This is a genomic window from Thalassovita mediterranea, assembly GCF_001458435.1.
GTDB classification, from domain to species: domain Bacteria; phylum Pseudomonadota; class Alphaproteobacteria; order Rhodobacterales; family Rhodobacteraceae; genus Thalassobius; species Thalassobius mediterraneus.
On record NZ_CYSF01000003.1, the window covers coordinates 129,925 to 153,000 of the forward strand.

General features: G+C 57.8%; 21 protein-coding genes and 1 tRNA gene. 6 read left to right on the plus strand and 16 right to left on the minus strand.

The features are described 5' to 3' along the window. Nucleotides 1-98: 98 nt before the first annotated feature. The 4 genes from speB to speA all read right to left on the minus strand — a co-directional run bounded on the left by speB (nucleotide 99) and on the right by speA (nucleotide 5,418). Entirely contained in the window at nucleotides 99-953 is an 855-nt protein-coding gene (speB, locus tag TM5383_RS02780) for an agmatinase (RefSeq protein WP_058317531.1), read from the minus strand. A 3-nt stretch (nucleotides 954-956) separates the two neighbouring features. After that, nucleotides 957-2,126: a carboxynorspermidine decarboxylase gene (gene nspC / locus TM5383_RS02785; RefSeq protein ID WP_058317532.1), complete on the minus strand. Its 1,170-nt coding sequence runs from the start codon at nucleotides 2,124-2,126 to the stop codon at nucleotides 957-959. 156 nt (nucleotides 2,127-2,282) lie between these two features. After that, the gene (locus TM5383_RS02790; protein ID WP_058317533.1) at nucleotides 2,283-3,494 is read right to left on the minus strand and encodes a saccharopine dehydrogenase family protein; all 1,212 of its coding nucleotides are present in this window, start codon (nucleotides 3,492-3,494) and stop codon (nucleotides 2,283-2,285) included. A 34-nt stretch (nucleotides 3,495-3,528) separates the two neighbouring features. Further along, nucleotides 3,529-5,418 (minus strand): biosynthetic arginine decarboxylase, encoded by a 1,890-nt coding sequence (gene speA / locus TM5383_RS02795; RefSeq protein ID WP_058317534.1) that lies wholly within the window; start codon nucleotides 5,416-5,418, stop codon nucleotides 3,529-3,531. 312 nt (nucleotides 5,419-5,730) lie between these two features. On the opposite strand from speA, the gene TM5383_RS02800 reads away from it, so the two are divergent. Then, a complete protein-coding gene (locus TM5383_RS02800; RefSeq protein WP_082645373.1) occupies nucleotides 5,731-7,107 on the plus strand; it encodes an MATE family efflux transporter in 1,377 nt (458 codons plus the stop codon). A 28-nt stretch (nucleotides 7,108-7,135) separates the two neighbouring features. Here TM5383_RS02800 and TM5383_RS02805 read toward each other — a convergent pair whose 3' ends face one another. Beyond that, nucleotides 7,136-7,693, minus strand: coding sequence for a TetR/AcrR family transcriptional regulator (locus tag TM5383_RS02805; RefSeq protein WP_058317536.1), 558 nt, complete (start codon nucleotides 7,691-7,693; stop codon nucleotides 7,136-7,138). A gap of 274 nt (nucleotides 7,694-7,967) precedes the next feature. On the opposite strand from TM5383_RS02805, the gene TM5383_RS16945 reads away from it, so the two are divergent. Next, the gene (locus TM5383_RS16945) at nucleotides 7,968-9,569 is read left to right on the plus strand and encodes an alpha/beta fold hydrolase (RefSeq protein WP_082645370.1); all 1,602 of its coding nucleotides are present in this window, start codon (nucleotides 7,968-7,970) and stop codon (nucleotides 9,567-9,569) included. Between the two features lie 61 nt (nucleotides 9,570-9,630). Then, nucleotides 9,631-10,473 (plus strand): PhzF family phenazine biosynthesis protein, encoded by an 843-nt coding sequence (locus TM5383_RS02815; RefSeq protein WP_058317537.1) that lies wholly within the window; start codon nucleotides 9,631-9,633, stop codon nucleotides 10,471-10,473. Between the two features lie 117 nt (nucleotides 10,474-10,590). Here the strand turns inward: TM5383_RS02815 and TM5383_RS02820 are convergent, their stop codons facing one another. Together TM5383_RS02820 and TM5383_RS02825 are read right to left on the minus strand one after the other, a co-directional pair. Continuing rightward, entirely contained in the window at nucleotides 10,591-11,331 is a 741-nt protein-coding gene (locus tag TM5383_RS02820; RefSeq protein ID WP_058317538.1) for an SDR family oxidoreductase, read from the minus strand. Nucleotides 11,332-11,373: 42 nt separating this feature from the next. Then, on the minus strand, nucleotides 11,374-12,369 hold the full coding sequence (locus tag TM5383_RS02825) for a quinone oxidoreductase family protein (protein ID WP_058317539.1): 996 nt from the start codon (nucleotides 12,367-12,369) through the stop codon (nucleotides 11,374-11,376). A gap of 90 nt (nucleotides 12,370-12,459) precedes the next feature. Between TM5383_RS02825 and TM5383_RS02830 the strand changes: the two genes are divergently transcribed. Then, nucleotides 12,460-13,296, plus strand: coding sequence for a LysR family transcriptional regulator (locus TM5383_RS02830; protein ID WP_058317540.1), 837 nt, complete (start codon nucleotides 12,460-12,462; stop codon nucleotides 13,294-13,296). 2 nt (nucleotides 13,297-13,298) lie between these two features. Here the strand turns inward: TM5383_RS02830 and TM5383_RS02835 are convergent, their stop codons facing one another. The 6 genes from TM5383_RS02835 to TM5383_RS02860 form a co-directional block, all read right to left on the minus strand. Continuing rightward, nucleotides 13,299-13,991: an SDR family NAD(P)-dependent oxidoreductase gene (locus tag TM5383_RS02835; protein ID WP_058317541.1), complete on the minus strand. Its 693-nt coding sequence runs from the start codon at nucleotides 13,989-13,991 to the stop codon at nucleotides 13,299-13,301. After that, the gene (locus TM5383_RS02840) at nucleotides 13,988-14,206 is read right to left on the minus strand and encodes a hypothetical protein (protein WP_058317542.1); all 219 of its coding nucleotides are present in this window, start codon (nucleotides 14,204-14,206) and stop codon (nucleotides 13,988-13,990) included. The genes TM5383_RS02835 and TM5383_RS02840 overlap by 4 nt, the downstream gene beginning before the upstream one ends. Nucleotides 14,207-14,235: 29 nt before the next feature. Continuing rightward, nucleotides 14,236-14,685, minus strand: coding sequence for a nuclear transport factor 2 family protein (locus TM5383_RS02845; RefSeq protein ID WP_076400234.1), 450 nt, complete (start codon nucleotides 14,683-14,685; stop codon nucleotides 14,236-14,238). 114 nt (nucleotides 14,686-14,799) lie between these two features. Then, nucleotides 14,800-15,237: a nuclear transport factor 2 family protein gene (locus tag TM5383_RS02850; protein ID WP_231725003.1), complete on the minus strand. Its 438-nt coding sequence runs from the start codon at nucleotides 15,235-15,237 to the stop codon at nucleotides 14,800-14,802. 129 nt (nucleotides 15,238-15,366) lie between these two features. Continuing rightward, on the minus strand, nucleotides 15,367-16,320 hold the full coding sequence (locus TM5383_RS02855; protein ID WP_058317545.1) for an alpha/beta hydrolase: 954 nt from the start codon (nucleotides 16,318-16,320) through the stop codon (nucleotides 15,367-15,369). A 112-nt stretch (nucleotides 16,321-16,432) separates the two neighbouring features. After that, complete coding sequence (locus TM5383_RS02860; RefSeq protein ID WP_231725005.1) at nucleotides 16,433-17,137, minus strand: AraC family transcriptional regulator; 705 nt, start codon at nucleotides 17,135-17,137, stop codon at nucleotides 16,433-16,435. Between the two features lie 5 nt (nucleotides 17,138-17,142). On the opposite strand from TM5383_RS02860, the gene TM5383_RS16950 reads away from it, so the two are divergent. Next, on the plus strand, nucleotides 17,143-17,550 hold the full coding sequence (locus TM5383_RS16950) for a hypothetical protein (protein ID WP_231725006.1): 408 nt from the start codon (nucleotides 17,143-17,145) through the stop codon (nucleotides 17,548-17,550). Here TM5383_RS16950 and TM5383_RS02865 read toward each other — a convergent pair. After that, nucleotides 17,536-17,610, minus strand: a tRNA-Asn gene (locus TM5383_RS02865). The genes TM5383_RS16950 and TM5383_RS02865 overlap by 15 nt on opposite strands. Before the next feature lie 120 nt (nucleotides 17,611-17,730). Next, on the minus strand, nucleotides 17,731-18,642 hold the full coding sequence (locus TM5383_RS02870; RefSeq protein ID WP_058317547.1) for an MBL fold metallo-hydrolase: 912 nt from the start codon (nucleotides 18,640-18,642) through the stop codon (nucleotides 17,731-17,733). Nucleotides 18,643-18,695: 53 nt separating this feature from the next. Here TM5383_RS02870 and TM5383_RS02875 point away from each other — a divergent pair, with 53 nt between their 5' ends. Next, nucleotides 18,696-19,994, plus strand: coding sequence for an ATP-binding protein (locus TM5383_RS02875; protein WP_058317548.1), 1,299 nt, complete (start codon nucleotides 18,696-18,698; stop codon nucleotides 19,992-19,994). Between the two features lie 246 nt (nucleotides 19,995-20,240). On the opposite strand, the gene TM5383_RS02880 is transcribed toward TM5383_RS02875, so the two are convergent. Beyond that, the gene (locus TM5383_RS02880; protein WP_058317549.1) at nucleotides 20,241-23,000 is read right to left on the minus strand and encodes a hybrid sensor histidine kinase/response regulator; all 2,760 of its coding nucleotides are present in this window, start codon (nucleotides 22,998-23,000) and stop codon (nucleotides 20,241-20,243) included. Nucleotides 23,001-23,076: the final 76 nt, after the last annotated feature.

The following is a 23,076-nucleotide window of genomic DNA, read 5'->3' on the forward strand; positions in this document are numbered from 1 at the left end:
CCGACAAAAACAGATGGTTATCTATTTTCGGCACAGCATTATGCGCAAACAAAAAGGCGACCCAAAGGGCCGCCTTCGAAATGCTGCTATAGGATGATTTAGGCGCCGCAGGCCGCCATCAAACGGTAGGTGATCTGTGCCGCGGTAAAGTCCCAGGCTGCATCGCCATTGGGCGCCAGTTCCACCACATCCAGACCAACACAACGGCGCCCTTTCAGAGCATTTTCAACAAGATGCAGCGCCTGATAGAACTGCAAGCCACCGGGCACAGGCGTGCCGGTCGCGGGCATCTGGCTAGGGTCCAGGCCATCTACGTCAAAGCTAACGTAAACGAGTTCGGGGAAATCCTCTGGCAGATCGACAGCGTGGATGTTGCCTGTCACCAGTTCCTCAGCATCGACGAAGAAAACATTGTTTTGAACACGGCTCTCTGCCTCTTGCGGGCACAGGGCACGCACGCCGAACTGCGCCAGACGCACGCCCTCTTCGGCCAACAGATGCATCACAGAGGCATGCGAATGCTTTTCGCCCTGATAGGCAATGCGCAGATCTGCGTGGGCGTCGATTTGCACAATCCCAATCGGCTGGCCCAGCGCACGGGCCACGCCCATCACCGCCCCGTAGCTGAGCGAATGTTCCCCACCCAGCGTGACCGGCAGCTTGCCTGCCTTCACCACGCCCTCGGTGGTGGCAGCGATACGCTCCATCACCTCTGGCAGTGGGCCGTCGCAATCCACAGACGGCAGCGTATGGATGCCCTGCGCACAGGGTTCCCAGCCCGCACACAGGCGTTCCAATTCGTCAGATGCCTCAAGGATCGCGGCGGGCCCACCCACGGTGCCAGAACCATACGATACCGTACGTTCCAGTGGCACCGGGATCACATGAAACCGCGCATCCGCGCCGCGTTCATCGCCACTCAACTCACTGTCGAGGAAGGTAGAGGTGCTCATCGCTTAGGACAGCCTTTCCTTAAAGTCGTCATAGGTAAATTCACGGATCATTTTCAGATCATCGGTGTCGCTGTTCCACAAGGCTATGGCAGGTAACGGTACACCGTTGAAGGTGTTGGTTTTCACCATCGAGTAATGCGCCTGATCAAGAAAGGCGAAGCGTTGCCCGACCTGCGGGGCGTCGGCCCAAACGTAGTCACCGATCACATCCCCCGCCAGACAGGACTGCCCGCCAAAACGATAGCGCGCGCCCTCTGCCGCCTCATTCAGCATGGCGGGACGATAGGGTGCCTCGATCACATCGGGCATGTGGCAGGTGGCCGAAATGTCAGTGATCGCCAGGTTCATGCTGTTGTGGTGCAGGTCCAGAACCTCACCCACCAGAATGCCCGCATCCAGCGCCACTGCTTCACCGGGTTCCAAATAGACATCAACACCATAGGTCGCGCGAATATCCTGAATGAAATGTACCAGCCCGTCACGATCATAGTCACCACGGGTGATATGGTGTCCACCGCCGAAGTTGATCCATTTGATCTGTCCCAGATAGGGGCGCAGCTGTTCTTCAACTGCAGACCACGTGCGTTCCAGCGGCTCAAACCCCTGTTCGCACAGGGTGTGCATGTGAATGCCATGCACACCTTCCAGCGCTTCTGGCGTCAGCTGCGACACGGGCGTGCCCAGACGCGATCCCGGCGCGCAGGGATCATATTTGGCAATCTCGCCCTCGGAATGTTCAGGATTGACCCGCAAACCGATTTGCACACCTGCCGCCTGTGCGTCCGCCAGAAAGCGATCTTTCTGTGCGGGCGTGTTGAAGATCACATGGTCGGACAGATCAAGGATGTCCGCCATATCCTGCGCTTTGTAGGCGGCGCAGTAGCTGGTGACCTCTCCGCCGTATTCTTCGCGGCCAAGGCGTGCTTCGAACAGGCCACTGGCACAGGTGCCCGACAGATAGCGCGACACCAAAGGCGCCAGAGAGAACATGGAAAACGCCTTCAATGCCAACAGGATACGCGCACCCGAGCGGTGGGAAACATCCTGAAGGACACGCAAATTGCGTTCAATCGCCGCTTCATCCACGACAAAACACGGGGTTGGCACCCGGTTTAGGTCAAATCGTTGAAACGCACCGGCATCGCCGGCTTGGGTGGTCATGATTTCGGTCATTGTCAAAGGTCCGAAAAGGCGCCGGCGCACCGGCAGCAGGTGAGTGTTAGGGGAAGACGCGCCGACATCACCAGATTGGCGATGCAGGGGGGACGGCGGTCTGTTCCGCCCACAAAAACACGTGGGCGAAACGATGGTTAATTGGGGCGACCCAAGTCAGAAGTCAACAGGCCCATCCAGTTCATGCACCTGCCACGGCAGGCCATGTTCGTTGAGCATATCCATGAAGTTGTCGGGATCGAGCTGCTCCATGTTCCACACGCCCGGCTGGACCCAATTGCCCTTCAACACCTGCGCCGCACCGATCATTGCGGGCACGCCGGTGGTGTAGGACACGGCCTGCGATCCAACCTCGGCATAGCACTCTTCGTGGTCGCAGATGTTGTAGATGTAATAGGTCTTTTCACCCGAACCATCTTTGGCCTGACCTGTAGCGATATCGCCGATGCAGGCCTTGCCCTTAGTTTCCGCACCCAGATCACCGGGATCGGGCAGCAGGGTTTTCAGGAACTGGATCGGGATGATTTCCTGACCATCATGCACCACCGGATCAATGCGGGTCATGCCGACGTTTTCCAGCACTTTGGCGTGCATGATGTAGGCATCACCAAAGGTCATCCAGAAACGGGCGCGCTCAATCTCGGGGAAGTGGGTCGACAGGCTCTCCAGTTCCTCGTGATACATCAGGTACATGTTCTTGTTGCCGATGGCGGGGAAGTCGAACTCGACCTTGGTGGTCATCGCCGGGCTGGTTTTCCATTCGCCGCCTTCCCAATGACGCACCTCTGCCAGCACTTCGCGCAGGTTGATCTCTGGGTTGAAGTTGGTGGCAAATTCCTGATCATTCGACCCGCCGTTGGCGTCCAGAATGTCGATCTGGCGAATGGTGTCCAGCTTGTGCTTTTTCAGCCAAGTCGCAAACACCGAGGTCACACCCGGATCAAAGCCAGAGCCGAGGATCGCGGTCAGGCCGGCCTCTTTGAACTTGTCCTGATAGGCCCACTGCCAGTGGTATTCAAACTTGGCCACATCCTCGGGCTCATAGTTTGCGGTGTCGAGGTAGTGGCACCCCGCCTCAAGGCAGGCATCCATCAGCACGAGGTCTTGATAGGGCAGCGCCAGGTTCACCAGAATTTCGGCGCCGGTTTCCTTGATCAGCGCAACAGTGTCGGCAACCTTATAGGCGTCGAGCGCGGCGGTCTTGATCTCTACGCCGGTGCGTTCCTTGACGCTGGCGGCGATGGCATCGCATTTGGATTTGGTGCGGCTGGCCAGCGTGATATCGGTAAAAATATCCGCATTCATTGCCATTTTGTGCACGGCTGCATGGCTTACGCCGCCGGCCCCTACAACAAGTGTTTTGCCCATCAGTCTCTCCTCGAGCGTTTGCCCTCACAGGGGGTCATTCAAAATAGGTATAGCCATTCATCGAGTCGCGATAGGCCCCGATCAATGTCTTGCGGTCGCTGGCCTTCAGGCCACCGGCGGAAATCGCCTCATCCACCATCTTGCGGAAGGCAGCGAGGCAGTCGGCGGGATCGTATTCCACGTAGGAAAGCACCTCGGCGATGGTGTCGCCCTCTTGTTCGTGCAAGAGGTCAAAACCGCCATCCGGGCGCAGGTCGATGGTCACCACGTTGGTGTCTCCAAAGAGGTTGTGCAAATCGCCCAGCGTTTCCTGATAGGCGCCAACGAAGAAGACACCAAGGTAATAGGGCCGATCCTCTGGCAAGGAATGCACCGGCAGCGACGGCGCGATTTCACCGTCCAGAATGAACTGATCCAGTTTGCCATCACTGTCGCAGGTGATGTCCGACAGAACCGCGCGACGGTCCGGTTCCTGACCCAGCATTTGCAGCGGCACAATCGGGTGCAGTTGGTCAATCGCCCAAACATCCGGCAGTGACTGAAAGACGGAGAAGTTGCAGTGATACACATCTGCGATCTTCTGCAGTTCTTTGTCCAGCTCGCTGTTCGCTTCGGCGGTGCGGGCAATATCCTTGATACGCGCCATTAGGTTCAGATAGATGCGCTCCGCCCGCGCCATCTGGCGCAGGTCCACATAGCCACGGCGGAACAGCGCGCGCAGCTCATCGCGGTAAAACCGCGCGTCGTTCCAACATTCCTGCACACGGTCCGCGACCAGATAGCCCGACACCGCTGCCAGATCGGCCAGCAGGTGGTGATCATCGGGCTGCACATCCGGCGCATCGGGCGCATCGTAGAGCGTGCTTTCCAGAACGTCGAAAATCAGCATCGACGAGGTGGCCGATACAGCACGCCCGCTTTCGGTGACCAACACAGGGTGGTCTACCTCTGCCTCATCCATCGCGTAGGCGACGGTTTCGACCACGGCGGTGGCATATTCGGCCATCGAATAGTTGATGGAGTTTTCGCTAGCGCGTTTTTCGCCGGTGTAATCCACCCCCAGACCGCCGCCCAGATCCAGATGGGTCAGCGGCACGCCCTCGCCCGTCAGTTCGGTAAAGTACCGACACGCCTCTGTCGCGGCGCGGCGCACGTCGTTCACGTCCGGCACCTGCGACCCAAGGTGAGAGTGTTGCAGTTTCAGGCAATGCAGCAGACCCTCGTCCCGCAAACGGTCCACCACCCGCATCAGCTGGTCGGTGTTCATCCCAAAGGCAGAGCGGTCGCCGGAACTGCTCTCCCACTTGCCGCTGATCTGGTTGGTCAGTTTAACCCGCACACCCAGCAGCGGGTCCATGCCCAATTCGCGCGCGACCTCAATGACGATCTCGGCCTCTTTGGGGCTTTCCAGTACGATAACCGTATTGAACCCCAGACGGCGCGACAGGATCGCCAGACGGATGAACTCAGCATCCTTGACCCCATTACAAACGATCAGCGCATCGCGGGACAGACGGTGCGCCAGCGCGATCACAAGTTCCGGTTTCGATCCTGCTTCCAGCCCGTAATCGTATTGGCGGCCAAATTCGACAATGCGGTCCACCACCTGCGCCTGCTGGTTCACCTTGATCGGGAACACACCGCGATAGGGCGCGCGGTAGCCGGTGCGCTGGATCGCCTCGGCAAAGCCCTCGTTCAGGGTGCGGATCTCAGCCTCGAGGAAACTTTTGACGCGCAGAACCAGCGGGCTGGCGATGCCGCGTTGCTGCAGATCCTGCATAATCTCTGGCAGGCTGATCGGCGGCGCGTCAGGGTGCGCCGGATCACACAGGGCCACGTCACCATTTGGCAACGCGGACAAGAGGCCTTTGCCCCAACGGTCAAGACCGTAAAGATTGGCGGAAAGGGGCTGTTCATGGGTCATGAGAACACACCTTTACAGATTATATGGAAGTTTAGGAGAGAGAGCGCACGGCCGCAAAGCCGCGTTAGACTACGCGGGTTCGATCTGTCCGGCGTTGTGAAGATGAAGCCATTTCATCTGTCGGTCTCTCCAAATGCGCGCACCATATGCACGGCGTTTCGCGGCGCATAATTTCGCCGCTGCGCCAAGTCAACAAAATTCTGCACCGAACGGCTGCGACACCTTGGGCAATGTGCCCAGCGCAGCGCACCTGCGCCCTTCCCTACCTGATCAAACGCTGGACATTACCATGGGGCAGTGTACATGCAGACCATGCGCGATATTGATCTGACCACAGGGCCGATTTCAGGCCACTTCCGTACCCTTGCCGTTCCTGCGGCCATGGGGATGTTGTTTTCTACGCTCTATAACGTGGTGGACGTCTACTTTGCCGGTCAGATCTCGACCGATGCACAGGCCGGGATGGCCATCGGGTTTCAGGCGTTTTTCATTCTGATGTCGGTCGGGTTCGGTATCGGATCCGCCATGGGCGCGCTGGTGGGCAATGCGCGTGGTCAAAAAGACGATGCAGAGGCGCGTCGTTTCATCATGCAGGGGCTGTCCTTTGCCGTCACCACCACCGTTTTGCTGATTATCATAGGTGCATTGATCGGCCCTGCGTTGATCACGTTGGTATCAGAACCCGGGGCCTACCGCGATGCTGGCACGGGCTATTTCTACTGGCTGTTGGCCGCCCTGCCCGGGTTCCTGCTGGCCTTTGCAGGCAATGGCATTCTACAGGCCCACGGCGACAGCGTGACGATGCAGCGCGCGATGATTGGTGCCTTTGTCGCCAATATCGGCCTGAACCCGTTGTTCATCTATGGCCTGCCCGGTCTGATCCCCGCCATGGGGTTTAACGGCATCGCGCTGGCAACGATCCTGTCGCAAACCGGCGTCATGCTGTTTGTGCTGCGCGCAGTCCTGAAGGTGCGTGTGGCGCAAAACGTCGTTCTGGCTGAATTGCGAATGAACCTAGCGACATACCGCAACATTCTCAGCCAGATGGCCCCCACATCGCTGTCATTTACGGTTCTGTTCATTTCGGGTTTCGTGGTGCAATTCGCGCTCAGCCAGTTTGGTGGCCACGCTATTGCCGCCTATGGGATTGCGCTGCGGATCGAACAAATCCTGCTGCTGCCTGTTCTGGGTATGACCGGCGCGCTGCTACCAATTGCAGCGCAAAACTTCGGCGCGGGAGACGCGGATCGCGTGCGCGAAGCGGTTTGGTATTGTTGGAAGCTGGGCATCATCATGACCGTCGGCGCCGCCCCCATCCTGTGGTTCGGTGGCGGCCTGGCAATGTCGCTGTTCACCAACGACCCGCAGGTCATCGCGGTCGGCCACAGCTACCTGAAGGTCGATAGCTTCCTGTTCACCGTCTACATGATGCTTTTTTCCATCAACTCGTTCCTGCAGGCGATGAAACGCCCGATCTGGACCCTATGGATTTCGATCTATCGGCAGGGGTTCGGGGTCGCCTTCTTTGTTTGGCTGCTGATCAGCGTCTTTGACATGGAGGTCTGGGGCGTCTGGCTGGGCATCGGGATCGCGGTCAGCACCGGCTGGATGATCGCAATGGCGATCACTGTCCGCGTGGCCAAACAGGAAATCGGCGGTTTATCGACAAAGGGATCGGCGCAGGGCTAAGCCCCTCACGAACGCAATGATCGCAAGGTCAATCGACCCGCAACAACAGCTGCGCCATCGCTTTGGCTTGCTGCGCGGCGGCCTTGTCATGGGACATGGCCGATAGCACAATAGCGCCCTCCTTCAGGATCAGCAGTTGGCGGGCAATGGCACGCGGGGTGGCATACCCTGCGGCATCGGCCAGTTGGGTCAGGTGATCTTCAATCAACAGCTTGTGCGCATAGGACTGACGGTTGATCGCGTTATCAGCATCCTGAAACTCAGCACTGGCTTTGACAAACATACAGCCCTGATAGCCGTCCTCGGCAAACCACTCCTCCAGCGCATCAAACAGCGCCAGTAGCTGCCCAGCAGGTGCCGCTGACAGCTCTTCCATTCGGCGGAACAGCCAATCGCGGAAGTTTTCATCCCGAAGGCGCAGGACCGCCAGGATCAGCTCATCCTTGGTGCGGAAATGGTTGTAGATCGAGGTTTTTGAAACCCCCGACTCCTTGGCCACCAGATCCATCCCAGTGGCATTAAACCCGTTCCGATAGAAGATTTTCAGCGCGTTTCGAATCAACTCTTCGCGTTTGTTCCGACTCATTTCAGGCCTCACATTGACTGATCGGTACATATTTTTCGCGCCGCAAAACGTCAAGAAACGCCTTCGTGATCTTTGTTTTTCAAGGCCTTTTTAGATGCAACTCAGCGATGTGATGAGGGTCATCACAAAATTGAAATGGCCAACATTAACCGATCAGTTCACCCTACATGCACCGATCAGTTAACCTTGGAGTTTCCCATGACCACCCCCCACAGCCAGCGGCAGGCCATGCCGCGCACCGGCGTCAATCGCCGCCCAGTGAAGGAGATGCGCTATGGCCCTCGCCTTTGCTGATATCGCCTTCACCCCTGCAGTGCGGGCCCGTCAGGATCGCCTCGGATCTGGCAGATACGCATCCTTTTTGGCGCCAGAACGCAGCGGCGGTGATCGTCTCGGCGCCGAAGAACGGACCTTTATCGAGGCGCGCGATGGCTTCTATCAGGCGACCGTGTCCGAAACCGGTTGGCCTTATGTCCAGTTTCGCGGTGGCCGTCCCGGATTTCTGAAGGTGCTAGACGAACGCACCATCGCCTACGCCGATCTGCGCGGGAACCGGCAATATCTGTCGGTGGGCAATCTGGATGGCAACGACCGGATTTCACTGATCCTGATGGATTACCCCAACGCCCGTCGGCTGAAGATCTGGGGCCGCGCCACCACGCAAGAGGCCGAAGGCGGCCCCACCGCCGAGCTGCTGCTAGACGGCACCCCCGCAGAACGGGCGGTGGTGATCCACATTGAGGCGATCGACTGGAACTGCCCCCGCCACATCCCGCGCCGCTACACGGTCGATGAAGCCCATGAAGAAATGACCGCCCTCACCCAAGAGAACACGGCGCTACGCACCGAAATCCGCGCCCTGCGCCACGCGTTGAATACCAAAAATCCAAAATTAACCCAAAGGACCAAAACCATGAAAAACCTTATTCTTTCCGCTTCGACCATGGCTGTTATGGCTGGCACCCTGTTGCTGCCTGTGACCCTGCCGCAATCTGCCACGGCCGCGCCGAACACCTTTGCCGTTGAAATGAACACGATGGAAATCGACGGGCTGGACATCGCCTACCGCGAGGCGGGCAACCCTGAAAACCCGACCGTTCTGCTGCTGCACGGTTTCCCAACCTCATCACATATGTTCCGTGAGTTGATCCCAGCACTGGCCGAAGACTACCACGTCATTGCACCGGATTATCCGGGCTACGGCGCATCCTCCATGCCGTCGGCGGCAGAGTATGACTATAGTTTCGCCAATGCGGCGGATGTGGTGACGCAGCTGATCGACGCCAAAGGGGTTGAGGACTATTCCGTCTACCTGATGGATTACGGCGCGCCCATCGGTTACCGGATGTTTGCAGACCACCCCGAACGCGTTACCGGCTTCATCATCCAGAACGGCAACGCCTATGATGAGGGGCTGCGCGAATTTTGGGATCCGATTAAGGCTTATTGGGCAGATCCCAGTGTGGCCAATGGCGATGCCCTGCGTGCCTTTCTGACGTTGGATGCGACCAAGTGGCAGTTCACCCATGGCGTGGGAGATGTCAGCACCGTCAGCCCAGATAACTACTGGCATGTGCAATATCTGCTGGACCGCCCCGGCAACCAAGAGGTGCAGCTGGAGATGTTCCTGGATTACGGCACCAATGTTGTAGAATACCCCAAATGGCAGGCGCTGTTTCGTGAACATCAGCCGCCAGCGCTGATCGTTTGGGGCAAGAATGACTATATCTTCCCAGCCGAGGGTGCCCATCCCTACCGCAACGATCTGACCGATGTGGAGTTTCACCTACTGGATACCGGCCACTTCGCCCTTGAGGAATATGGTGCAGAAATCGCGGGCGAGATGCAGGATTTTCTGTCCCGCATCAACAAGTAACCACGCCAAACGCGCGCAGGGCCACCTATCCCCCCTGCGCGCCCTATACGGAGAATGATCTATGACCAATCAAGACATCCACCGGATCGCCGCCTTTGCTGATGGATCCAAGGGGGGCAACCCCGCAGGCGTGATGATCACCGACACCCTGCCCAGCGCACCCGAAATGCAAGAAATCGCCGCCAAGGTCGGCTATTCCGAAACCGTGTTCGCCGCGCCCTTTGAGGATGGCTGGCGGGTGCGCTATTTTTCGCCCGAGGTCGAGGTCGCCTTTTGTGGCCATGCTACCGTCGCCCTTGGTGCGGTGCTGGCGGAACGCGAAGGTGCAGGCCGTTTCCCACTACAGCTGAACGATGGCCCGATCACGGTAGAGGCATCAGGTCAGGGCGATGAACTGCGCTCCACCGTGACCTCACCGCCAACACATAGCGCCGCTGCCGATCCGGCACTGGTGCAAGAGGCGCTAACGCTCTTCGGCCTGACGACAGACGATCTGGACCCCGCCCTGCCCGCTGGACTGGCCCATGCAGGCAATGACCACCTGATCCTATTACTCCGCTCGCGCGAGGTGTTGGCGCAAATGACCTATGACCTCGATGCAGGTGCAGCGTTGATGACCCGCTACGGCTTGGCGACGATCAACCTGCTGTGGGCCGAAACCCCGCGCCTGTTTCACAGCCGCAACGCCTTTGCCATTGGTGGCGTTCTGGAAGATCCCGCCACCGGCGCCGCCGCCGCCGCCCTATCGGGCTACCTGCGCGATTTGAACTGGCCACATGACGGGATGATCGACATCATTCAGGGCCAAGACATGGGCGCGCGATCGCTGCTGCGGGCAGAGATTGTCGCCACCTTCGGCGAAGGGATACGCGTATCTGGACGCACACGGGTGATCGCAACCTGATCCTACACAGGGCCTCGGACGGTACAGCCCCAAAACCAGAAGCCCGCATCACAGGTAGCGGCCGCCCCCGATAGGGCGGCCGCTTGCCCCTGGCGGATAGCCGCAGGTGGTGCGCGGCTACGCCCGCACCAGATGCCCACCATCCACATCCAGAACCGCGCCTGTCAGATAGCCATTGGTCATCGCCATCACCACCGCCTGAGCGATTTCCGCGCTATGACCGATGCGCCCGACAGGCAAACTGGCACCAACCTGTTCATACATCGCGGCGCGCGCCTCGCTTGTCATGGATGCATAGGCTTCGGTGTCGACCATACCCGGGCTGATGCAGTTGACCCGTACGCGGCCAGCAAGTTCCAGTGCCAACCCTTTGGACAATGCCTCAACCGCGGCATTCACCGCAGCGAGTCCCGTTGCCCCCACCGCAGGGCGGCGACTCAGCACACCAGAGAAAAACGTGATCGACCCGCCCGCCTGAAGATACGGCAAGACCTCGCGCGCAGTGACATAAGGGCCGGTGAATTTAGCTTCGAACATAGAACGCAAATCATCCGTCGGCAGGTCAGCGAACGCCCCATGTGCCGCGCTAGATGCCGAAATCACCAGATGATCTACTGGACCAAGGGCCGCAGCCCATGCCTTTACGGTCTGTTCGTTTGTGGTGTCGAGCGGCGACACACGCACCCCGTCGCCGATTTCACTCGCAGCCGATGCGAGCTTTTCAAGATTACGGCTGGCGATGGTGACCGTCGCCCCCAGCGATTGCGCCATTTTAGCAGTTGCTTTGCCCATGCCGCTGCTACCGCCAACGATGACGACATGTTTGCCCGCAAGGACCGCTTCGTGACCAATATTCATATCATTCACTCCATTATTCATTTTTGTGGGGGGGGGGGGGATTTACCCGATGTTCAGCACGAGCTTGCCCGTGGTTTTGCCCGCCTCTAGCAGGCGGTGTGCTTTGGCAGCGTCGGCAATGGGCAGCGTCGTGATCTGCGGACGCAGAACCCCCTGCTTCAGCAGATCAAACACCGTCGCCATATCCCCGCCGAAGGCGTCTGGCTGATGGGCGAAATACGTGTAAATATCGCTGACCCGCACCGCGACCGATTTCTGGAAATGCTGAACCAGGTCTACCGCGAAATCCCCCGCAGGCGGACCAGCAAGAAAGCCGAACAAAACCGCCGTTCCCAAAGGTGCCAAAACGGCAAGATCAGATTTCAACGTCTGACCGGAAATTGGATTCAACGTCAGATCTACGCCGCGCCCTTCGGTCAGCGCATGGACCTGTGATGTGACGTCCTGTTGACGATAGTCGATCACGTGATCGGCGCCCTGAGTGGTTGCATAAGCGATTTTGTCGCTGCTCACCGATGCGATCACCGTCAGGCCTAGATGTTTGGCGATCTGCACCGCCATTGTGCCCACGCCGCCAGCGGCAGCATGGATCAGCACAGTTTGCCCCGCCTGAGCCGCGCCGAGATTGACCAGCATGTGATAGGCCGTCATCGCGTTCACAGGGAGAGCGGCAGCTAAATCAAAACTGATATCACCCGCGATCGGCGTCACATATGGGGCTGCGACACGCGAATGCGCAGCATAGCCGCCCGCACCAATAGGCCCCATCCATGCCACCCGATCACCTGCACGGATTGACGACACTCCTGCGCCAACGGCTTCGACCACCCCCGCCCCTTCAACGCCGGGGATATGAGGAAGATCAGGCATCATGCCCGCAGGCATTTCACCGCGACGGATGATCGTATCAATAAAATTGACCGCAGCTGCGCGATTGCGGACCAAGACCTCACCCTCTGCGGGTTTGGGAACCGGCATATCTGATCTACGCAGAACCTCTGGGCCGCCGGTCTGGGTAATATTGATTGCAAAAGACATCTCATTCTCCTTCTGTCGAGGAGAAAATAGGCGCCGCATCTATTGAAGATAATATTTGATAATGAAACACATTATTCCAATAATAGAATAATGATCTACAACGACCTTGCCCTGTTCACCGCTGTCGCGACACAGCTCAGTTTCTCTGCTGCTGCAGAGCAGTTGAACATCCCGTTAAGCCGCGTCAGCCGTAGGATTTCCGACCTTGAGGACAGGCTCGGGGTCAAATTGTTTGAGCGCACAACCCGACGCGTCCGCCTCACTGAGGAGGGGCGCCGTCTGCTGGACCGCTGTCAGGATCCGATCGAAGCATTACAACAGGTTGCGGGGTTTTCCGACGATGGCCGCCGCCACATCATCCGTCTGACAGCGCCGCCATTGGCCGCACGCAAGACCGTTGGGCCAAAGCTACTGGATTTTGCCGAACAGCACCCAGATGTAGAATTTGACCTGACAACGACGAACCTGTTTCTGGACTTCTTTCGCGACAACATCGATCTGGCTTTCCGGGTGGGGCCATTGTCGGATTCAAACTTAATCGCCAAACGTTTATGGTCCATTGACTACTGTTTCTGCGCCAGCGCAGCTTTTGTGGCGGATCGGGATCTGGACCGCATGCTGTCGCGGGCCGAATTCCTCTCCCTGCCCGCGTTGGTGGCTGGTCAAGCGTGGACGCTCGACACGGGTGAAACACTTCACCCCAAAGAGATCGCCCACAGTTTCGGGGATCTGGATGTGATCAAACAGGCCGTACGCCGTAATCTAGGTGTTGCGATGCTACCGCGCGACATGGTCGACGGCGACATACAGCCATTGACGGTAGACAACGCCACCCCACTGGCCCGCGATATGTTCGCCGTCTATCCCAGTCGCCGCTTGCTGCCCGTTAGGATCAGGAAGCTGATCGACCATATGGCCTCAGGCTGACCTCACCAGTCGAGCGGCACACCATCGCGGAAAAAGCCACCTGTTGGCCCCTGATCCGGCAGCATTGCCGCCCAAACAACCCCCTTGGCCCCATGGGGTACAGGACGACCGCCGCCGCCCATGTCCGTGGCAACCCAGCCCGGGCAGACCGCATTCACAAGGATGCCCTTAGGCTGCAACTCTGCCGCGGTTTTGATTGTTAAGGCGTTCAAGGCCGCCTTTGCGATCCCGTAACCCGGCGTCCCCGCCGACATATCATGGATCGCCCCTGCCCCTGAGGACACATTTACAATCCGCCCTGATCGCGCCTGCTGCAACAATGGCACTGCCGCGATGGTCGTGGCCCACGCCCCAAACAGATTGGTGCCAAAGGCGCGCTGCACACGGTCAAGATCCGCGCTAAAGGCGCGCTGGTCTGTGTCATAGTCGACACCTGCATTGTTCACGAGGACATCCAAACGGCCATAATCCGCAGTGATCTGGGCAAACGCCGCAGAGACTGAAGCACGATCAGACACATCCAGTTGCAACGCCACAGCGCCCTGCCCAATTTCACGCGCGGCTGCGTGCCCTTTGGCCAAGTCACGCGCGCCAACCAGAACCTTGAGGCCATGCACCTGCGCCAACTGGCGCGCCACCTCTTTTCCGATGCCGCGATTGGCACCGGTCACAAGAGCAATCGGTTGATACGTCATGCCACCTCTCCTTTCTGCTGGTCAGTCAGCATATTGCAGCGACATCTTGCTGATTTTGCCATCATCACTGCATTTTTGGCAAAACAGTCCAGATACCCGTCTAAGTCCTGCGCATTTGTCGCGGTTTGATAGCATTTGATCGCGGTCGGCAGATCCGCAGCCTCAACCGGTGCGGCCTGACACAGCAAGCCAATCAGCAAGGGGCTACGAACCATCACACCGCTCCTTTCCCGAATAGGTACGGTTACTGCGCAGCGGCAGCACGTTCGGCCGCCTGCCCCACAAGGGCACGGTCACCAGTTTCCCAAAGCGGTGTCATGGTCATTGCGGTGACTCGCCACCCTGTCCTATCCACCGTCAGTTCATAGCTGTACCGCCCGCCCAACACCCACAGCGCATCTGCGATCCGATGCGTCGCGGTAAAGTCGGCTTCGGCCTTGGCCGTTGTGGCTGTCAAATCGGTGACCGTGTGATTGCTGACCATGTGGTGTGTACTGTCAAACCCTGGCAAGAAGGCGGCCCAGCCTGCCACCAATTCATCAGCCGCTTGGCTCACCGGATCGCCACCCCACAGACCAGTGTAATCCGTGGTGACATTGTCGGCAAAGGCCGCGCGCACACGGGGCCAATCATGACGATCTGCGCCAGCGGCAATATCGGTGAGGGTCTGAGTTATTTGAGCGGAATCGGCCATTGCCGCACCTCCGAGTAAAGTAGCTGTTGCGAGGGATGCGAAAAACAAACGGATCATTCTAGTGTCCTTTCATCAAATGAAACGAGATCGGCCACGCGCGGCGGCCGGCGCGGCTTAATCTTGCGCCAGACGATCGGGGACAGGCGCCAACTGGTATTGCGACCAGAAAAAGGTGTTCGCTGCGTCCTGATCCGCACTCAGATTGGTGGCGTCGATAATTTTGCCACCTTCAATCCGGTAGACCAGCGCCCAGATCGTATCGACATTCGGTTTGGCTTCGACATTTGACCAGCCACGGTGGATATCCACCACATGCGTATCATCGGCCCCGAAATAGATCGGATCGGCCTGAAAACCGGCCACGCCAAGCTGTTCAAAGAACGCCAACACTTCTTCTCGGCCGGTTTTGGTGCCACTCAGCGGGTGACGGCCAGGAATATGCCAGCGCACATTTTCGTCCATGACAGCCGCGATCCCGTCGAGGTCATTTGCACCGTAAGCTGCAAAGAAATCCTGGACAATTTTCATGTTGTTTTCGGGTGTGTCAGCCATAGCCATACCTCCTATCAGGGTCGCAGTTGCGAGGGATGCAAGGAATCTGTGGGTCATGTGATATCCTTCGGAAGAAAGGTGCCGGGCCAAGTGGTCAGCGCCAAATGGACCGGCAGAGATCGGAACAGATCAGCCATCAAGACCGAGGCGGAAGTGTTCAGCGACAGTATCCGCCGCACGTGTCACATCTGCGGGATTGTCGTAGAAATCGAACTGGGTGACATCCTCCAGCCACTGTGCAGTCGCGTCGCCAGCGAACCCCGCAAGGAAGGTCTGCACACCCTGCGGGATTGCCGCGCTTTCGGAATGTACGATGGCCAGAGGTTTATCCAAACGCCGCGGGTTATCCGCGGGATGATAGGTCAACCACCCTTCCCAGCCGGCATTGTTCCACTTGTCGTCATATTCCGGAATGGCGCCGCGATCGGCTTCGTAGTAGTAGCCGCCAATCGGCATCAACACGCCCTCTGCCCCTTCAGGGCCAGCGGCAGGAATGATATCCCCACCCTGTGCCTCGGCAGCTTGGGAAATACCAATCAGACCCGCTACACCGTCTTTGCCGCCATAAACGGTTTCGACGATGTCTTGGTTCTGCAACCATGGGGCCACCAACCCAACGCGCTGTACCAGCGGGTTGCCTGCGACCGCGTCGACCATATAGCCTGCCGACGCACAGATCCCCAAACCGTTCACATGATCTGCGTCCACTTCGGGCAGTGTCGCCACAAATTCGAACGCTGCCTGAATATCGGATGTTTTGGCGGCAGGACTTTCGACAAAGCGCACATCCCCCGGCAAATCGCCCGATTTACCCCACCCCCGAAAGTCAAAGGTAAAGGCCGCAAAGCCACGTTCGGCCATTTCACGGGCATAGTTGGCTGGCATCTGTTCCTGAACAGAGGTCCAAGCGCCAGTGACCACAACAGCCGGCAGTGGCGCATCGCCGCGGTTTTCGGGCAAATACAAAGTGCCAGACAATGTGGCACCTTCGTTTTGGAAGGTTACAGTACGGGTTTCAACCTGCGCAAGCGCGGCAGTGGATGCCATCAGCGCAGCAGCAGTGGTCAGGGAAAGGGATTTCATAGCGGTATCTCCGTTCGCGTGGTCAATGGGGCACAAGCCCGATGACCAAAGAGATACGCGCGTCACGTCAGGTTTAATTGCACCGGACTGCTGCGTTTTTGAAAGATCCTGCTCAGCCGGGGTTTGCGACCCGGTAAGCGCGCGGGGTCTGGCCCATCACCTGCTTAAAACTGCGGGTAAAATGGGCCTGATCTGCAAACCCACAGGCCAGTGCAATATCCCCCAGCGGACGTGTGGCATCCTCCATCATCTTGATCGCCTGTTCGATCCGATACGCCATGACATACTGCATCGGTGTTGAGCCCAATGTTTCCTTGAACACCCGCGCAAAATGCGACGGGCTCATCCCTGCTTCGGCAGCCAATTGATCCACAGTGATCGTTTGATCCAGACGATTTTGCACATAGCCTAGCACCTGCTGATAGTGGCGCGAGGTGAAGCGCGCGGACAATTCCACCTCTTCCACACGACGTTTTCCATACCGCTGCAGCAATTTTACCAGAAACACTCGGCTCATTGCCTCAAACATCACCGCCGAGGGCATGTCATCGGTTTTCAATGCATCGCGCAGGATGACGCCCGCAGCACAGAGGTCGGGATCGGTAAACTGTGGTAAATCCCGCAACTGCTGAGGATCCAGCAACATGCCCAACTCAGTCTGGGCAAACTGTGCGACCTTGGCGGGTTCCAACGTGATCACGATCACATCTGATCTATCATGCCACCGCCATCCCGACCGCATTCCTGCAGGTGTGACGACAATTTCATCTTGCCGAAAAATGAAATCACGCACCTCGCCATCGCGCCAATTTTGCAAGCGGTGTGGTATTGGATTCAAATTCAACAGCAGATGATGTTCTTGGAACACCTCATCAGGCATCTGATCCGGCTCAGCTTGAAAATACCTCACCGACATCAAACCAGCTGCCGACGGACGCGCTGTGGCATCGCTGTTCAACAACGGTTCAGAGGGATAAATGTCAGAATACTTCAACGACACAGTTCCGGTCCGGATTGAGACGGCGTCTTTCAACAGGTTCGATGCAGGTTGGCAAAGCCACTACAATTGAGCAAGCCCAGCCGCATCAAATGCCCGTCAACACCGACAACAATCAAGTTCCAAAAACCGCGCAACACGCGCAAAGCACCACGCGCCAAACCGGGAATGGCAAAAACAAAAAAGCCCTCAAGTCTGTGCGACTTAAGGGCTTTTTATGGCTCCGGCGGTAGGGATCGAACCTACGACCAATTGATTAACAGTCAACTGCTCTACCGCTGAGCTACGCCGGAACACTGTGTCGATGCTGTTCAGCATCTCGTGTGAGGGGGTGTATAGCTACAGGCATTTCGGGCCGCAAGAGGGATTTATCACATTTTTCCAAAAAAGTTTGCGGCCCCTAGTTTTGCTGATTAGCGCAGGGTGAATTGCGCCTTAAAAGACAGGGGTTCGGCGATTTTCACCACGTTTTTCCCATAGAGATCAACCAGATGCGCAAACACGTTGCGTTCAGCTGCAGGCAACAGCGCAGGCGGAGTTTCGGTGTAGATGCGCGCCGCCAAGGTGGCTGCGGTCGCTCCTGCGGTGCTTAGCGCGTCGAGAATCTGTGACTCGCGACCGCGGCGGTGATTGAGCAGCCACTCCAATCGTTCCTGCGGGTTTTCAACCGGAGCTCCGTGGCCTGCATGAAAGCGTCGGGCCGGTAAATCTGCCAGTCGTTCACAGGACCGCATGAAGTCTGTCAGATCCCCATCAGGGGGCGACACCAGCGATGAAGCCCAACTCATCACCAGATCACCGGTCAGAATCACATCGCCAAAGGTAAAGCTGAGGTGATTGCCGAAATGCCCAGGCGTCCACAGCGCCTGCACCTGCCAACCATCGCCGCGGATCACCTCACCATCAGCAATGCATTGGTCGGGATTGAACAAGGCATCTACCCCCTCCCCACCGCCAGCCAAACCACTGGCGGCAAGCTCGGCCATCACCGCGGATTGTCCAGAGCGGTAATCGCCGTAGGCCAGAACCGGCGCATCTGTCACCTGTGACAGACGCCGCGCCAACGGTGAATGATCCAGATGGGCGTGGGTCACCAGAATATGGGAAATACGCTGACCGGGGCGCAGCGCCTCTAGGATTGCTTGCAGGTGTGCTTCGCTATCAGGGCCTGGGTCAACCACGGCAAGATCACGATCACCCAGCAGGTAGGTATTGGTGCCACGATAGGTCATCGGCGACGGGTTAGGCGCCAAAATCCGGCGCAGACCTTCATCCAGCTCTTCGGTGACGCCGACGGGGGCGTTAAAATCATCCGGTGCCTGCATCTGGCTTGTCTGCCTCTCTTCCTTATGGGCGCGCAGACCGTTAGGGTCTGGCTATGATTTTTCAGTGGATGAAACGCTACGTGCCGCGCGGGCTCTATTCAAGGGCTGCGCTGATTTTGACACTTCCGGTGGTGACACTGCTGTTGGTGGTGTCGGTTCTGTTTGTGCAACGCCATTTTGCAGGTGTCACAGAACAGATGACCACCCTGACGGCGCGTGAACTGGGGGTGCTACATGCCCTTCCCCCGGCAGAACGTGACGGCCTGGCCCGGCGACTGGAATTCACCGTGACACCGGTAGACCGCGATGCGGCACATCAACAAGGGCGCAGGCGCTGGTATGACCTGACCGGGCTGGTCGTGATCGCCACATTGAATGAACGGCTGCCAGCGGCAACCAGCATTGATCTGCCCGATGATCACAATGTGATGCTCACATTGCCCACGCCAACGGGGGGGCTGCGTTACACCTTTGATAGAGACCGCGTTTCCCCGCCAAACGCCCACCAGCTATTTGTGAATATGGTGTTTTTTGGCGGCGTGATGACGGTGATTTCCTTTATCTATCTGCGCAACCAATTGCGCCCAATCACCAGACTGGCCAAAGCGGCAGAGGCCTTTGGTCGTGGACGTTCCATCCCGTACACCCCTGGCGGCGCCCTGGAAGTACGCGCCGCTGGGCATGCATTTTTGGATATGCGGGCACGGATCGAACGCCATATCCAACAGCGCACGATGATGTTGTCGGGGGTCAGTCATGACCTACGCACCCCGCTGACCCGCCTGAAGCTGGAACTGGCCATGCTGGAGGAAGACGACCGCAAGATGATGGAGCGGGACGTTGATGAAATGCAGAAGATGCTGGATGGGTTTCTGTCGTTCAGTCAGGGTACAGGGGATGCCCCGATGGAGCCCGTTGCGCCCGCAGAATTGTTGGCGGAAATCGTCGAAGACGCGCAGCGTGCGCACAAACCGGTCACCTTGGGTGATATTGAGGGTGACAGCAGCCTGACCGCCCCGATGCGCGCGATGGCGATGAAACGCGCGGTGACGAATCTGGTGGAAAATGCAACCCGCTATGGCAACCAAGCTGAGGTGTCCCTGCGCATCAGCGAGAAATCGCTGCGGATCCGCATCGAGGACGACGGCCCGGGCATTCCGGCCGAACAACGCGAAGATGCACTGAAACCCTTTGCCCGCCTTGATGCCGCGCGCAACCAGAACCTTGGCGGTGGCGTTGGTTTGGGTCTGGCAATTGCCAACGATACCGCCCGCGCCCACGGCGGTGTGCTGCGTCTGTCCCAGAGTGCGAAACTAGGCGGGTTGTGCGCCGACATCGTCATCGGGTTCTGATCCGGCAGCCGCCAGCGCAAAAGAAACCGGCCAAAGTGAACGCGATTGCGATCTCTTTGGCCGGCTCTACGTGAGTGGCGGTTTTTCTTTTGGTGATCCGCTATGCAGCATGAGAGACAATCACTGGCTGCACATCACCTACAACGAGACTACCAAAAGAAGCGTTTCCGCAATATTAATCACAAGATCAGTTTTAATGATCTTTGGTATAGTCGGTGCCCAACCGGTCACAAATCAGCGGCAGTTTTAGCCGATGACCGCCTTCATCTGGGTCATGGTCTGGCGTGTCAGATCCAGCAGAGTCGCCGACAGCGCAGCCGATTTGGCTGCATCCCCATCATCGGCGGAGTGGGTCATGCTTTGCAGGACCTCATGCACGCGCCCTGCCCCGATGACAGCCGCGCCGCCAGCGCAACGGTGAGCTTCGGCACGGGCGGTGGCGAAATCCGCTGCGGCGATCGCTGCATCATATTTGGGCAACATATCGACCGCATCATTTTCAAACTGCGCCAGATATCCGACAACAGATTCGCCCCCTAGCATGTCGATCAGACCGTCAAACACTTCTTTGTCTATCAGCTGTTCTGTCATGGTCGCTTCTTCCATTCCGCTTTCTACTTCGGGGTCTTCAATCTGGGTTGGCTCTACCGCAGGGGCGGCTTTATCCGCCAGTGCTGTATCACCTGAATTCATCTGTTCATCTGTTTCGCATGGCGTCTTTTCGATCTGCAAGACGTCCGGTGCGGTCTCTGCCGTGGGGCAATCGCGCGACTGGCCTGTCAGCTCTTCAAACAGTTTGTCCAGAACGGCCATACGTAGGGGTTTCGTCAACACGCGATCCATACCTGCGGCCAAAAATTCGCGAATATGTTCGGGTTGCGAGTGCGCAGTCACCGCCACGATCGGGCTTGCGCTGCTTTTGCCCATATGGCGCAACATGCGTGTAGCACCGACGCCATCCAACTTGGGCATCGAAATATCCATCAAGATCAGATCAAAGGCGGTATCGCGCCCTGCTGCGACACCTTCCAGGCCATCTACCGCCTCAACAACGGTGTGACCTTTGGCCTTCAGCATATCTACCAGCATCTGACGGTTGATGTCGTTGTCTTCCACCACCAGCACATTCATTTCACCCGGTTTCAGCGACGCAGTGCGCGTATCTGCACCTGCCCCACTGGTCGCCGCGACCTTGCGCCAACGCACCACCAAGGCAAAGCTGCTGCCCTGCCCGGGCAGACTGCTCACCTCGATCTTGCCGTTCAACAAATCCGCCGAGTGTTTGGCAATCGACAGGCCCAGACCAGTGCCCGAGCTGAAATGAGAGTAAGAGTCACGAATGGTTTCAAAGTTGCGGAAAATCCGATCCAGATCGCCGGGTTCGATACCAATACCGGTATCTTCGATCACTGCGGTGAACTCCAACTCATCTCCCAGATCAACAGCACTGAGTCGCGCGTTAATCTCGCCGTCATTGGTGAATTTCACCGCATTCGAAACGAAATTGTGCATGATCTGACGGAACAGAATGGCAGAGCCGATCACCTCGACCCCGTCGTCTATGCTGCTGTCAAATGTCAGTTTGTTGTTTTGTTGTGCAGCGCGGGTCTGGTTTGCCGCCACAATATCACGCAACTGGCCAGACGGCGAAAATGGCGCGACTGCAATCACGGTATCGGCCAATGCGTCCAACCGCGTCAGTTCCAGTACGTTTTCAACCTGTTCCAACGCATCGTCGCCGCTGCGTTCGATGATCCGCGCCAGTTCTGCCTGACGTTCATCCAGCTTGGTGGTTTCGCGCATTAGATCAAGCGAAGCCAGAACGCCATTTAAGGGCGTGCGCATTTCATGGCTCATCGCGGCCAGGAACCGCGACTTGGCCCGTTCAGCCTGCAATGCTTCATTACGCGCCTGCATCAGGCTAAGTTCCCGTTCGACCTGTTCGGTCATATCGGCCACTGAAATTACATAGGCGATTGCACCTTCGGGGTTCTTTACTGCGGAAAAACGCGCGTTTGCTGGGAATGTCGTGCCATCGCGGCGCCGACCGTTCAATTCGATGCGCAGATCCTCTGCCACGCCTGCATCAACGCCACTTTCGCGTAACGCGGATACGAAGCTGTCAAACTCGTTCCGGTCACTTGCGAACATATCAAACAAAGACCGGCCCAGCACCTCATCCGCATCATATCCGAACAGGGTCTCTCCGTTACGTCCCATGCGAACAATGGACATGTCACGCGCAACCAGAAACACCGCGTCACGCGATGCCTGCAAAATGGTTTCCGAATTGGCGGCGGCCAGCTGAAGCGCAGCGCGCTGGCGGCGCAACAATACCAGCATCAACAGGCTGACAAGGATCACCCCACTGACACCAATACCCAGCCCCCAACTGCTGCGGCGCAGCTCTGCACTCAGCGCGGTCAGACCAGATTGCAGTTGGGTTTCTCGGCCCAGTTCCACCTGACCGACCCCGACCACAAAGGCACCGCGCAAAGCATCCATTGCCCGAATGTCCTGCGACAGCTGCTGAATGGCTGCCGGGTCAGAAAGCAGGGCAAGGCCGCTGGTATTTTCACCGTAACTGGTGACAAATTCGCGCTGCGCAGCAATAAGAGGCGCCGCCTCCGGGTAGATTGCCAGCAATTCAGACAGATCAGGCGCATCGATCACTGAATGGATTTCGGCAATCAACTCGGTCAGCAACCCGGTGACGATCGCAATCGTTGCCCGTTGCACACGCTCATCAATCTGGCGATCGGCATCCGACTGTTCAAGCAATTGAAGCGAGGCTTGCAACCCCGTCAGATCCAATTCCAGTTGGCGAACCGCCAGTTCCTTTTCACCCAGGTTCAGAGGATCCTGCCCCACCAGACCATTTAGGCGATCAAGATTTTGAAAAACAAAAACAAAAGAAACAACGGCAGCCAGCGCCAGACCAGACCAAACACCCCAAAGAAGTCTTTGGCGCGGGATATCCAAACCGTCGTTGGTGCTTGTCTGCATTAAGGCCTACCGCCACTCATCAATTCGTTACGCCCCCGTCCCCGAATGGCGACGAGGGTAAAGCTCATGGCGCCCC